This window comes from Leifsonia poae (assembly GCF_027921845.1).
GTDB lineage: Bacteria > Actinomycetota > Actinomycetes > Actinomycetales > Microbacteriaceae > Leifsonia > Leifsonia poae.
Window position 1 is genome coordinate 498351 of the sequence record NZ_BSEN01000001.1, and the last position, 12827, is coordinate 511177.

Sequence of the window (12827 nt, forward strand, 5' to 3'; positions counted from 1 at the left end):
CGTTCAGGTTCGGGGTTGCTGCGTGATCGGAATGGCGGCGGCGGGTGCGCGGGCCGTGGGCCCGGCGCACCCACCACCGACGGCGGTCAGACCGCCTGCGATTGGGCGTCGATGACGGCGCGGATCTCGGCGGTCTTGCCCTGCATCTCGTTGCCGGCGGTCGATGGGAGGCTGACGGTGACCCCGAACTCGCCGTCGGCACCCGGGCTGAGGGTCGCCGTGCCGAGCGCCGCAGTTGCGGCGGCGAGGGCGGCGTCGCTGATCACCGTGCTCTGCACGCCGTCCTCGTCGGTGAAGGTGACGGTGAAGCGCAGCGCGTCGATGAGGGTGCTGTCGCCCGTGGGGTCCATGTTCACAATGCTCGCCCCGAGGAGGGCGTCGAAGTTGACGCTGTCGTTCTTGACCGGGATGTCGACCGAGACGCTGTCGCCGGGCACGAGCAGCTCCGCTCCAGCGAGGTTGTAGGTGATGCCGGCTGCGGTGTTCGCGGAGACCCAGTCGCTGTCGTCCACCGGCGTGATCGGGTTGCCGTCGGCGTCGGCGTCGGCGACGAGGAGAGCGAACGTCGAGTCCTCACCACCGATGATGCCGTCGGAGCCGGCGCCGAGGTTGATGTTCGCGACGTCGGTGAAGGCTGCGGCGGTCAGCAGACCGCCGACCGCGAGCACCGAGCACGCGCCGATGATGAGTCGCTTGCGGCCGGACTTCGTGGTGGTCGCGGTGTGTTCCGAGGGCATGCTTGGTCTCCAATGGTCTGAGGATTCGGTGCCCGATGCGCTGCTGTCATGCGCGCTGCTGGGTGGGGCGTCCTCATCCTCTGCGGGGACTCCAAGTGGCGTAGAAGCCCTAGCAATCCATGCGGTGCAACGCTTGCATGGTGCGCGTGCACGTAGGGGCTCCACGTGCGGCGAGGGAGCGCCTACGCGTGGGTCGGCGTGATCAGCCGACGCAGCTCACCGCGCGCCGGTCGCAGGGAGGAGACGGTGAGGCTAGACCGACTCGGTGTCCCCGGGCGGACGCGGCGCATCCGGTTCGGTGGGCGCGGCATGACGTCCGCGCGTCCGCGTCGGCGGGAGCAGGCGACCGTCGTGTAGTTCGAGCACGCGGTCGGCACGGGCCATGAGCAGCGGGTCGTGCGTCGTGACGACGGCGGCGACGCCGGTTCGGTGCACGAGGTCGACGAGCAGGTCCATCATGGCGGCGCCGGTGACACTGTCGAGCTGCCCGGTCGGCTCGTCGGCGAAGAGCACGCGGGGTCGGGCGGCGAGCGCCCGTGCGATGCCGACGCGCTGCTGCTGCCCGCCGGAGAGCTCGGTCGGGCGCTGCTTGGCGTGTCCGGCGAGACCGACGAGGTCGAGGAGTTCTGCGACCCGCGCATCCCGTTCGCCGGGCGGGGTTCCGAGGAGCCGGAGGGGCACCTCGATGTTCTCGGCAGCGGAGAGCACCGGTACGAGCCCGAACGCCTGGAAGACGAACCCCAGACGGGATCGCCGCACGTCGACGAGCTGGGCCTCGGATGCCGCGGTCAGCTCGATCTCCTCGAGCCACACCGTCCCTGCGGTCGGCCGGTCCAGGCCGCCGAGCACGTTGAGCAGGGTCGTCTTGCCCGAGCCGGAGCGCCCCTTGATCACCAGCAGCTCGCCCGGATGCACGACCAGCGACACCTCGGCGACGGCGGTGACCTCGCCGGCAGCGCTCTCGAAGACGCGGGTGACGCCCTCCGCGCGCAGGATGGGCTCCGGGGTGGCGTGCGCTGCGGCGTCGTGGGCTGCGGCGGCCTCCCCGGCTCGGCCCGCGTCCGTCTCAGCGAGCGTCATCGTGCTCCCCCTCGTCTTCGTGCGGCCAGACGCCGACGTGATCGCTTTCGAGCGCCAGGCGCACGCGGTCGCGCATCCGGAGGTTCGTGAGGTACTCCTGCGGCAGCTGCAGACGCCCGACGCGGTCGAGCACGGCGAACTCCTCGGCGACGGTGTGCTCGTCGCCGCTCTCGCTGATGCCGGTGCGGCGCAGCACTTCGGTCGAGGTGCGGCCGTCGCGGATCTGCACGGTGCGGGCGACGTGCTCCGACACGGCCGGGTCGTGGGTGACGATGAGGGTGGTCACGCCGAGTTCGCGGTTGACGCCGCGCATCGCCTCGAGCACTTCGGCGCTGGTGGCCTCGTCGAGTTCGCCGGTCGGCTCGTCGGCGAGCAGCACGTGGGGATCGTTCGCGAGGCCGACGGCGATGGCCGTGCGCTGCTGCTCGCCGCCCGACATCTCGCCCGGCCGGCGGTCGGCGCAGTGCGAGATCTCGAGGAGGTCGAGGAGTTCGAGCGACCGCGCCTCGCGGCCGGGGGTCCCGGCGAGCGACATCGTGAGCGCGATGTTCTCGCGGGCGGTGAGGTAGGGCAGCAGGTTGCGCGAGGTCTGCTGCCAGACGAAGCCGACGGTGTGCCTGCGGTAGGCGACGCGCTGCTTGGCGGTCAGCCCGAGCAGATCGCGCCCGGCGACCGAGGCCGCGCCGGCGGTCGGCTTGTCGAGACCGGAGAGGATGCCGAGCAGTGTCGACTTGCCCGATCCGGAGGCGCCGACGATCGCGACGAGCTCGCCGCTGCGCACCCGCAGATTGAGCCCCTGCAGCGCCTGCACCTCGACGCCCTCCGCGGTGAAGATCCGCACGAGGTCGGAGCAGACGATGCTCGCATCCGCATTCTGCTTCGTTTCCGTCACATCCGTCATTCTTCTCCTCCAGCTCGCAGCACGGCCGCTGGTGACCGGCGCCGGGCGCCCGCGAGGGCGATGAGTGTCGCCAGCGCCGTGACCAGGGCGAATGCCCCGGCCGCGACAGCGACGAGCACGGGGTCGATCACGATGTCCGGGGCGATCGGGCCACCGGTGAACCCGCTCAGGTCGACGGGCGCCAGCACGATCGGCGGCAGGGCGAGACCGACCAGGATGCCCGCGATCAGTCCGACCACGAGGATCGGTCCGAGCTCCCAGCCGACCAGACCGGCCGTCTGCCGGCTCGTGAATCCGATGGTGCGCAGCGTCGCGACGAGGCGGGTGCGCGAGGCGGTGTTCATCACCAGCGTGAGGAAGAGCGCACCGATGCACATGAGCGCGGCGAGCGCGATCGAGATGAGGGCGATGGTCTCGAGTCCGGAGACGAGCGGCGCCTGCCGCAGCGTCTTCTGCTCCTGGATGGCGTCTCCGATCTTCGCACCGTCGCCGGCGATCCGTTCGAGGGCCGCGTGCACCTTCGCGGCGTCGGCGCCGGGCGCGAGGGCGATGAGCACGGTGTTCGGCTTGCCGGTGACGCCGGCGTCGGCGGGCAGGGTGGTCTTGTCGATGATCGCCCATTCGGCGTCCCACAGGTAGACGCCAGGCTTGTAGTCGAACTCCGTCACGGCGAGGTGCACGTTCGTCTGGGCGTACAGGATGGCGCTGGTGATCGGGATCTGCGACGACCAGCCGCCGATCACCGCTCCGGTGCGACCGGGGATGACGGACGTGAGCGCCGTCGAGATGCGAGCGCGTTCGGGGAGGTCGGCCTCGACGACGGCCAACTGCTTCGGATCGACGAGGTAGCCGGAGAGGTCGCCGCCGATCGTTCCGGCCTGGATCTGCAGCCCGCCCGCCCACTCGACGACCGCGGTGTGGACGACCCCCGCGACCTTCTGGAGCTGCGCGACCTGCTGGTCGGTGAAGGTCGAGGCGGCGCTGACGCTCAGGTCGGCACCGACGCGGGCACGCGCGCCGTCTTCGATCCCGGCCCGCTCCGTCGACAGGATGCTCACCGAGAACACGGTGATGCTGACGCCGACGACCAGCGCGAAGACGGGCCAGAGCCCGCCGGCGCGGGATCGGACGGCGCTGGTCGAGCCGATGTATGCGACGGCGCCCGGCCGCCTGCGGAACGAGAGGGCGAGCCAGCCGAGCGGCACGGCGTAGATGCGCAGCACGACGAGACAGGCGGCGAGCGCGATCAGGATCGGCGTGACGGCGAGCAGCGGGTCGACACCGAGGCCGGCATCGCGCGGGGCGATGCCGCGCTGGAAGAGCGCGACGACCCCGAGCACGGCGAGTCCGACGACGATCAGCTCGACGACCCAGCCCCAACGCCGTCTGGCCGCCCGTTCGCCCCGGAGATCGTCGCGCGGTCCGAGTGAACCGGCCGCGACGGCGAGCACGAGCGGCGGCGTCAGCGCGCAGAGCACGGCCGCGACGATCGAGACGGTCACCGGGCCGCCGCGCGGGGTGAGGGCGAGCGCCGCGGCGAGCCCGAGGGCGGCCGCCGGTACGGAGACGACAGCGCCCTCCAGCGCGAGACCCCAGCGCAGCCGCCCGGGCGAGCCTCCGCGCGCCGCCATCAGGGCGAGGGCGTCGCGCCGCCGGCCGAGCACGAGACGCACGCCGAGCACGAGCACGGCGATCGCCACCCCGAGCGGTCCGGCCGCCAGGATGGCGAAGAGGGTGTTGGCCGGCTGCGCCTGCGTGAGGAACTCGTCGAGCGTCCGGTCGAGCGCCGTGCTGAACCGCAACGGCGTCACGACCGAGTCGATGCTCACGCTGGGCGCAGAGGCCAGGAAGTTGTTCAGGTCGCCCTTCACGGCGTCGATCCGGTCGACCGAGAAGGCGCTCGGACGCACGGGGAACCAGCCGGCGGTCATCGCCGAGCCGATGGTCGGTGCGATGGCCGGCCAGGAGCCGGGGTCGACCCAGGCGATGCCCTGGTACTCCTTGCCGCCGTCGCCGTGGTCCGCGAACAACCCGTGCGCGCGCTCGGTGTCGAGCGCCCAGAAGTCAGCGCCCGCGCTCTTCGGGTGCACGGTGCCGACGAGCTTCAGAGAGATCGGGTCCTCGCCGAGCGACGATCCGCGGCTCTCCCCCACCTTCCAGCCGAGTTCGCCGGCCGCGGCGGTGGAGAGCACCACTTCGATGACAGAGCCCTGCCGGATGGTCGGCGGGGCGGGCGCCGGCCACGCGCCCGTGTCGAGCACGGAGACGTCGCGCAGGCTGCCGTACGCCTCCAGGATGGCGCCGTACCGGCTGTTGCTCGCCGCGCCGGCCGGGGGCTCGATCCCGATGGTGTCGCTGCGGGCGGAGTAGTCGCCGGGCGCGGTCACGGCGCGCAGGTCCGGCTTCATCCCGTTCCGCACCGATCGCAGCGCTCCGGGCATCGCCTTCCAGGTGGCGGCGGCGCTCTGCGGCATGCCGGCGAGGTCTCCGCCGGTGACGACCAGCGTCACGAGGTCGCGGTTGACCGCCTGGGTCTGCCCGACCTGATACTGCAGGTCATCGGTGAGGAGCGTGCTGGCGAACCGGGGCCAGGCCGCCACCGCTGTGGTGGCGACGAGCACGACGACGCCGAGCAGGAGGAGGCCGCCGAGAAAGGCGCCCATCGCCCGCCGGGCCAGTCCGCCGCCGCTGATCGTCGAGGCCCCTGCGGTCATCGGGTCTCCTCCCGGTACGCGGTGTCGGCGACCTGTCGCCGCACCCGCGACCCGTAGAACCAGAGCACGAGGGCGATCGCGACGCCGACGGCGGCAAGAGCCGCGAGCAGCCCGACCACATCGACCTGCCCCTGCACGGCCAGGGTGCTGGGGGCGGTCACGACCGAGAGCCGTGCGAGGGCGTTCCCGGCCAGCAGGAACACGGCGACGCCGCCGGCGAGGCCGAACACCGCCGCAGCAGCGACGACGCCGATCACCTCGAGGCGCCGGCTCGCGGCCTGCTGACGACCGCTCATGCCCACGGCACGCAGCACGATCACCTCGCCGCGCCGGCGCTTGAGCAGGGCGGCGACCGCCGCACCGAGGGCGACGAGGGCCAGGGCGGCGCAGCCGGCGGTGCCCAGCCAGAGGCTCGCGATGGCGCTCGCCATGAAGCGCGCCACGAATGATCCGGATGCGGTGCTCACGACCGCGTCGGCGCCCGCCGCCCGCTGCACGGCCGCGGCCACCGCATCCGGCCGATCGGTGGCGAGCCACACGCTGCCGAGCCGGGGAGCGTTGGGAGAGGTGCGCAGCACTTGGTCGTCGAGCGCGCGCAGGTCGACGAGCACGGCGGTCTGCTCGTTCGTGCCGGGCACCGCAGCGACGACCGAGGCGACGGTGGCGTCCACGTCGACCCAGGTCCCCTCCACCGAGACGGACTCGCCGGCGGTGAGCGAGCTCGCGGCGGCCGCCGCCTGGGTGAAGACGGCCGGCACCTTCCCGCCGCCCGCGGGCATCAGCCGCACCGCGTTGTCCGCGCCGGGTGGTACGAGCGCGGCACGGTAGCCGATGCCGCCGGTGCCGCCGGTCAGCGGCTCGAGCGAGAACGGTGCGCCGAACGCCTTCGTCGCCGGTTGCCATTGCTGGGCATCCGGAATGGCGAGCGGGGTCGAGGTGCCGCCGGTGCGCGTCGCCAGCGACCGGATGCTCACCTCGGCCGCCGTCGCCGCCGCTCCGGTGTCGAGGTGGGTGTCCACCGCGACCAGGGTCCAGGGACCGCCGACCGGCAGGGCCGCGTGGAAGGTGCCGGGGGCACCGTCGCGCACGGATGTCGACGTGCTCATCGTGGTGGCCGCCGGCAACGGGATGAGCTCACCGGCCGCGTCGCTCACCCAGAAGGTGAGCTTCAGCATCGGGGGCGTCGCCGCCGGCGCTCCGGGCGTCGCCGGGACGACCACCCCGGCCTGAGCTGTCACCTCTGAAGCCCCGCGCGGGAGCGCGACCCCGCGCAGGCCGGCACCGGCCGTGAGCTGACGGGCGACCGTCGGGGCGTCGAACATGTAGGCGCCGACGCGGGTGAGCTCGGGGAGTCTCCGCGCGTCGACCGAGACCAGAGTGATGGTCCCCTGGCCGAAGTCCGCGTCCGTGGTGAGCGCCGGGGCCGCTGCGGACACGGACGGGTCCTTGGCAAGGCTCGCGGCGCCGGTCGCGTCGCCGGGTCCGCGGGTGCTGCCCTCGACCCCCAGCGCGACGCGGACGTCCGAGCCGTTGACGAGGCGCGAGGAGTCGTGCAGGAAGCCGCTCCAGGTGCCGACGTAGCCGGCCGAGAAGGTCGCGGCCCCGACGGTGAGCACGACGAGGGCGACGGGTGCGGCGAACAGGGCCAGGCCGCGTCCGACCTGACGGGCGGGCAGCACGGCCCCGACACCACGACCACGTGCGGCGACGGCCTCGACCGCGGCGGCCGCCGGCCCGAAGAGCAGCAGGCCGAGCATCGCGATCGCGCAGAGCACCGCGGCCGGGGCGATGACGCCGACGGGGTCGACGCGTCCGTCCGCGGCGACGGGCGACCCGAACGAAAGGAAGCGCCAGAGCGTGACCCCGGCGGCGACCACGGCCAGCACGGCCAGCCCGGCCGAGACGGCCGTGCGCCCGCGCCCGGCCTCCACCGCACCGGGTGCGCCGGTGGCGGAGCGTGCCGAGAGGCCCGTGATGAGCAGGGCGGCGGCCACCGCGACGATCACGACGACGAGCGGTGGCAGAGCGACCTCCAGCACGCCGGTGGGCCAGCCGCCGGGCGCGCCGACCTGGCCGAGCAGCACCGCCTGCGCGGCGACAGCGCCGAGCACGGCCCCGGCGAGCGCCACCACGGCCGACTCCACCGCTCCCACCCGCAGCAGATCCTCCACGGTCGCGCCCCGCGCCCGCAGCAGCCGCGTCTCGGTCAATCGCGAGCGCGCCAGCAGCTGGGCGAGCAGGATGAGCGCGATCGCCGAGCACACCGCCAGCACGGCGAGCGGCACGGGGACGACGGCGCTCAGCGCGCCGACGGACTGCTGCATGTCGGCGACGGTCGCCGCCGCCCCGCCGAGTCCGGCGAACGGCGAGCTCGCCGCGTTCGGCTTCTCGGTGAGGGTGTCGGCGATGTGCGTGAAGGCGGTGCGCAGAGCGGGCAGCTGCGCGGCGGTGGTGCGACGGGCGTCCGGGGTGACGACCCACTGCGCGGCGGGCGAGGTCGAGACCGTCGGGAGGATGTCCGGCGCAACGATCACGCGGCCATCGGTCCCGCCGGTGCCGGCGGTGATGCCGAGCCACGCGGAGGCGTCCGGATGCGTGGCGCGCCAGACGCCGGTGACCCGCAGGGTGACGGGTCCGTCGGCGCCGGCGACGGTGAGTGCGGAGCCGGGAGCCAGGTCGAGGGCGGCGGCGAGCTCGCGGTCGACGGCCACCTCGCCGGCCGCGGCCGGCCAGCTGCCGGCCGCGAGCGTCGCACGCGCTTCCACGGCGTCGTCGCCGGCCAGTGCCAGCACCGAGCGGCCGCTCGTGGTGAGCGCCGCGCTCGCGACGTACGCGGTGCGGTCGACCGTGACGGCCGTTCCCGCGAAGCTCTTCGCGATGGTCGCACGCACCACCGAGTCCTGCGCGTCGCCGTCCTCGGAGAGCGAGGCCTGCAGCGCGAGCGAGACGGCGGCGGCGGGACCGGCCTCGATGCTCTGCCGCACGGCGGCCGTCGGCGACCGCACGGCGAGGCCGACCATGACCGCGGCGAGGAAGGTGATCACCAGCACCGTGAGCGCTGTGGCCGCGAGAACGCCGGCCTGAGCGCGCGATCTGACGGGCCAGAACGGGCGCATCGTGTCGCTCGTCCGCCCCCCGTCACGCATCCACCCACCGTAGCGTGGCGGACCGCGAAATGCCGTCAGGCCGGGAAGTTCAGGTGTCGGATACCCCAGGAGACCGTCCACGACTCGCCGGGTGCGAGCCAGCGCAGGCCGCGCCCCGTGTTGAGCGCGTTGGCGGGCGCCGTCATGGGCTCGACGGCGAGCGCCACGTCCGACGCGGTCTCGGTCGCGAAGGTGCGCGAGGTGTACACCTGCACATAGCGGAACGCCTCGTCCCCCCAGACGACGATCCGCCGGCCGTCGGGAGCGGCGATGACGTGCTCGGCCCTGCCGCCCTCGTGCCCCTGCACCAGCGGGACGTCGGCGAAACCGTCGTCGAGCTGCAGGTCGGCCACCGGCCTCCCCGACCGCAGATCGAACCGGGTGCCCGCGACGGCGGACTCCCCCACCACGTTGAGGCGGTCGTCGACGTCGAGGTGGGTCTCGGCGGCGACCGTGACGGTCAGCTCCCCGGTCGGGACGCCGCCGATCTTGGGGTACGGATGCGCGCCCACCGCGACCGGAGCAGCATCCACGCCCTGATTGACGATCGTGTGCGTGACCGTGAGGCCGTCGGCGGTGAGCTGATGCCGAACGGTGGTGTCGAGCACGAAGGGATAGCCCAGCTCGGGCGCGATCGCCGCCGACTGCGTCACCGACGACGCGGTGTGCTCGACGAGCTCGTACGGCCGGTAGCGGAGCAGTCCGTGGATCGCGTTGCTGCGCGCCGGTTCGGTGAGCGCCAGCTGCCGCGTCGTGCCGTCGTGATCCCACGCGCCGTCTTTCACGCGATTGGGCCACGGGACGAGCACGATGCCGCAGCCCGACGGCGGCGTGGCGCTCTCGGGATACGGCTCCGTCAGGTCGGTATCGCCGTGGCGCAGGGAGCGCAGGCCCGCCGCCACCTGGGTGACGGTGGCGGTGAGAGGGCCGAGAGCGAGCGGATACTGGGTGCCGGTCGGTGCGCGCATGGCACCAGGGTATGCCCGAGGAGCCGCGAGCGGCGGGGCGATTCTCCCGCGCCTCCGCTCAGGCGGCGACGGTGACGTCGAGCCCGGCGCTGCGCAGCTCGGCGAGCACGGCGTCGTCGGCGGTCGACCCCGTGATGAGGCCGTCGACCTCGTCGATCGCGGCGATCCTGCCGAGGTGGGTGCGGCCCAGTTTCGACCCGTCGGCCACCACGACGGCCCTGGTCGCCGCGCCGACCATCACGCGCTTGAGGTCGGCCTCCGGCAGGTTGACGTTGGTGATGCCGCCGGTGGGGTGCACGGCGGTGCAGCCGATGTACGCCAGGTCGGCGTGCATCCGGTCGAGGAGGGTGGAGGCGAGCGGCTCCACCAGCGAGTGCTGGAGCGGGCGCAGGCTGCCCCCGGTCACGACCACCTGGAAGCGCGGGATGGCCTGCTCGAGCTCGAGCGCGATGGTGAGTCCATTGGTGATGACGGTGAGGTCGTCGAGGTCGGTGCGTTCGACGAGTGCGCGCGCGATGGCGGTGGTGGTCGTCCCGACGTCGAGGATGAGGCTGCTCCCCGATTCGACGGCGGCGGCCGCGTGCTGAGCGATGCGCCGCTTCTCCTCGGCGGACGACTCGAGCGACTCCTCGAAGCTCGGCTCGCGCATCCCGGTTCCGCGCAGCACCGCGCCGCCGTGCACACGCCGGATGCTCTGCAGCCGGTCGAGGTGATCGAGGTCGGTGCGCACCGTGACGTCGGAGACGTGGAACGCCTCACTCAGATCGCCGACCCGCATGAAGCCGTGCTCCCCGATCAGCTCGAGCATCCGCTCACGGCGGAGGGCGGCTGGCAGCGGTTCGCTCATGCAGCAATGCTCCGGCGCTTGCGTTTACTTGTCAATACGAAATCAGAACGCTAGATTTGCTTTCGAAACCGAAAGGGCGGCGATGCCTCAGATCACCAAGCGCGAACACCGGCTGGCCGACGGCCGCGAGCTCGTCTACTACGACGACGCCGACACGACCCTCTCCCCCGAGCGCGCCCCCGACCTGCGCGAGCCGGCACCGCGTCCCGCGACGGCGACGATGCGCCAGGATCCGCTGACCGGCGAATGGATCTCGATCGCCGCCTCCCGCCAGAACCGCGTCTTCCTGCCTCCGGCGGAACTCGACCCGCTCGCTCCGGCCACGCCGGGCAACCCGTCGGAGGTACCGAGCCTCTACGACGTCGCCGTGTTCGAGAACAAGTCTCCCTCGTTCGGACCGCTGCTCGACGACGAGAACGCGCCGAGCGGCCTCGACGACCTCGCCGAGGTCGGCCTCGGACGCACCCGCACCTCGGTCGGCCGCTGCGAGGTCGTCTGCTTCAGCCCGGCCACCACCGGATCGTTCGGCACGCTCACCCCTTCCCGCGCGCGCACCGTCATCGAGGCCTGGGCCGACCGCACCGCGGTGCTCTCGGCGCTGCCCGGCGTGCGTCAGGTCTTCCCGTTCGAGAACCGCGGCGAGGCGATCGGCGTCACGCTGCACCACCCGCACGGGCAGATCTACGCCTACCCCTACGTGACCCCGCGCACCACGGCGCTCATCCGGTCGCTCGACGCCTACGGACCCACGCTGTTCGCCGACATCCTCGAGCGGGAGCGGTCGTCCGAGCGCGTGATCCTGGCCGGTGAGCACTGGACCGCGTTCGTGCCGTTCGCCGCGCGCTGGCCGATCGAGGTGCACGTGCTGCCGCACCGCCACGTGGCCGACTTCACCGAGACCTCGAGCGCCGAGCGCGACGAACTCGCCACCCTCTACCTGCGGGTGCTGCGCGGGATCGACGCGCTGTACGACTCGCCGACCCCGTACATCGCCGCCTGGCATCAGGCGCCGGTGGGCGTGCGCCGCGACGAGATCCGGCTGATGCTGCAGATCACCTCGCCCCGGCGTGCAGCGGATAAGCTCAAATACCTCGCCGGCTCCGAGTCCGCGATGGGCGCCTGGATCGGCGACATCCCCCCGGAGCAGGCGGCCGACCGGCTGCGCGACGCGATCGCACGGGCCGATCGCGACACCCCCGTCGGCGAACTGCCGGCCGGCATCGCCGGTCTCGCACCCGCTTCCACCCCCACCGCTTCCTGAAGGGCCCCCTCGATGACCGACCTGCGCCAGGACACCCTCGCCGCTTTCGCCGAGATCTTCGGCCGCGACGCCGACGGCCTCTGGTCCGCGCCCGGGCGCGTCAACCTGATCGGCGAGCACACCGACTACAACGAGGGCTTCGTGCTCCCGTTCGCGATCAACCGCCGCACGGTCGCCGCGCTCGGCCTGCGTGACGACCGCATCGCGCGCGTCGGCAGCTCCTTCGCGGACGAGGTGGTGGAGATCGACCTCGACCGGATCGGCCCCGACACGCTCGGCGGCTGGTCGGGCTACCCGCTCGGCGTCGCCTGGGCGCTCGGCCAGTTCGGCGCCGACCTGAGCGCCGTGCCCGGCTTCGACATCCTGATCGACTCGAACGTGCCGGTCGGCGCCGGGCTGTCGTCGTCGGCCGCGATCGAGGGCGCGGTCGCCCTCGCGCTCAACGATGTGTGGCAGCTGGGCTTCGACCGCCGCACGCTCGCCGCGGTTGGCCAGCGCTCCGAGAACGTCGTCGTCGGCGCCCCCACCGGCATCATGGACCAGTCGGCGTCGCTGCTCGGCCAGCACGATTCCGCGGTGTTCCTCGACTGCCGCTCGCTCGAAGCGGAGATCATCCCGCTCGGGCTGGAAGAGGCCGGCCTCGAGATCGTGATCATCGACACCGGCGTTGAGCACGCGCACGCGACCGGCGGCTACGCCGAGCGCCGCGCCTCCTGCGAGGCCGGGGCGCGCGCCCTCGGCGTCGAATCGCTGCGCGACGTGTCCGTCGCCGACCTCGACCGGGCACGCGAGGTCCTCGACGACGTGACCTTCCGCCGCGTGCGGCACGTGGTCACCGAGAACCAGCGGGTGCTCGACACCGTGCGCACCCTGCGGGAGTCCGGCCCGACCGCGATCGGCGAGCTGCTCGACGCGTCGCACCGCTCGATGCGCGACGACTTCGAGATCTCCGTGCCCGAGCTCGACCTGGCGGTCGAGACCGCGCAGGCCAACGGCGCGATCGGCGCCCGGATGACCGGCGGCGGCTTCGGCGGCTCCGCCATCGCGCTCGTGCCGACCGACGCGGTGTCCCGGGTGTTCGTCGCACTCGACGGCGCCTTCGCCGAGCACGGCTTCGGTCAGCCGGAACTCTTCACCGTCACCCCGTCGGAGGGCGCGAAGCGCGAGAATTGA

At 72.9% G+C, this 12827-nt stretch carries 9 protein-coding genes; 2 read left to right on the forward strand and 7 right to left on the reverse strand.

The genetic code is table 11. The features are described 5' to 3' along the window. Nucleotides 1-86: 86 nt before the first annotated feature. The 7 genes from PKE84_RS02390 to PKE84_RS02420 form a co-directional block, all read right to left on the reverse strand. A complete protein-coding gene (locus tag PKE84_RS02390) occupies nt 87-737 on the reverse strand; it encodes a hypothetical protein (RefSeq protein ID WP_271175590.1) in 651 nt (216 codons plus the stop codon). 252 nt (nt 738-989) lie between these two features. Further along, nucleotides 990-1817, reverse strand: coding sequence for an ABC transporter ATP-binding protein (locus PKE84_RS02395; protein WP_271175591.1), 828 nt, complete (start codon nt 1815-1817; stop codon nt 990-992). Next, nucleotides 1804-2718 (reverse strand): ABC transporter ATP-binding protein, encoded by a 915-nt coding sequence (locus PKE84_RS02400; protein WP_373877102.1) that lies wholly within the window; start codon nt 2716-2718, stop codon nt 1804-1806. The genes PKE84_RS02395 and PKE84_RS02400 overlap by 14 nt, the downstream gene beginning before the upstream one ends. Beyond that, entirely contained in the window at nt 2715-5432 is a 2718-nt protein-coding gene (locus PKE84_RS02405) for an ABC transporter permease (RefSeq protein ID WP_271175593.1), read from the reverse strand. Before PKE84_RS02405 ends, PKE84_RS02400 begins: the two co-directional genes overlap by 4 nt. Then, on the reverse strand, nt 5429-8578 hold the full coding sequence (locus tag PKE84_RS02410) for a hypothetical protein (protein WP_271175594.1): 3150 nt from the start codon (nt 8576-8578) through the stop codon (nt 5429-5431). The genes PKE84_RS02405 and PKE84_RS02410 overlap by 4 nt, the downstream gene beginning before the upstream one ends. Nucleotides 8579-8613: 35 nt before the next feature. Further along, the gene (locus PKE84_RS02415) at nt 8614-9546 is read right to left on the reverse strand and encodes an aldose 1-epimerase family protein (protein ID WP_271175595.1); all 933 of its coding nucleotides are present in this window, start codon (nt 9544-9546) and stop codon (nt 8614-8616) included. 58 nt (nt 9547-9604) lie between these two features. After that, nucleotides 9605-10393, reverse strand: a complete 789-nt coding sequence (locus tag PKE84_RS02420) for a DeoR/GlpR family DNA-binding transcription regulator (protein ID WP_271175596.1) — start codon at nt 10391-10393, stop codon at nt 9605-9607. A gap of 82 nt (nt 10394-10475) precedes the next feature. On the opposite strand from PKE84_RS02420, the gene galT reads away from it, so the two are divergent. Together galT and galK are read left to right on the forward strand one after the other, a co-directional pair. After that, a complete protein-coding gene (galT, locus tag PKE84_RS02425; protein WP_271175597.1) occupies nt 10476-11654 on the forward strand; it encodes a galactose-1-phosphate uridylyltransferase in 1179 nt (392 codons plus the stop codon). Nucleotides 11655-11666: 12 nt separating this feature from the next. Then, a complete protein-coding gene (galK, locus tag PKE84_RS02430; RefSeq protein WP_271175598.1) occupies nt 11667-12827 on the forward strand; it encodes a galactokinase in 1161 nt (386 codons plus the stop codon).

Excerpts from the sequence above, each read along its gene's own strand:
- PKE84_RS02390 (WP_271175590.1), bottom strand. The coding sequence starts at position 737 with ATGCCCTCGGAACACACCGCGACCACCACGAAGTCCGGCCGCAAGCGA.
- PKE84_RS02395 (WP_271175591.1), bottom strand. The coding sequence starts at position 1,817 with ATGACGCTCGCTGAGACGGACGCGGGCCGAGCCGGGGAGGCCGCCGCA.
- PKE84_RS02405 (WP_271175593.1), bottom strand. The coding sequence starts at position 5,432 with ATGACCGCAGGGGCCTCGACGATCAGCGGCGGCGGACTGGCCCGGCGG.
- galT (WP_271175597.1), top strand. The coding sequence starts at position 10,476 with ATGCCTCAGATCACCAAGCGCGAACACCGGCTGGCCGACGGCCGCGAG.
- PKE84_RS02420 (WP_271175596.1), bottom strand. The coding sequence starts at position 10,393 with ATGAGCGAACCGCTGCCAGCCGCCCTCCGCCGTGAGCGGATGCTCGAG.
- PKE84_RS02415 (WP_271175595.1), bottom strand. The coding sequence starts at position 9,546 with ATGCGCGCACCGACCGGCACCCAGTATCCGCTCGCTCTCGGCCCTCTC.
- PKE84_RS02400 (WP_373877102.1), bottom strand. The coding sequence starts at position 2,718 with ATGACGGATGTGACGGAAACGAAGCAGAATGCGGATGCGAGCATCGTC.
- PKE84_RS02410 (WP_271175594.1), bottom strand. The coding sequence starts at position 8,578 with ATGCGTGACGGGGGGCGGACGAGCGACACGATGCGCCCGTTCTGGCCC.
- galK (WP_271175598.1), top strand. The coding sequence starts at position 11,667 with ATGACCGACCTGCGCCAGGACACCCTCGCCGCTTTCGCCGAGATCTTC.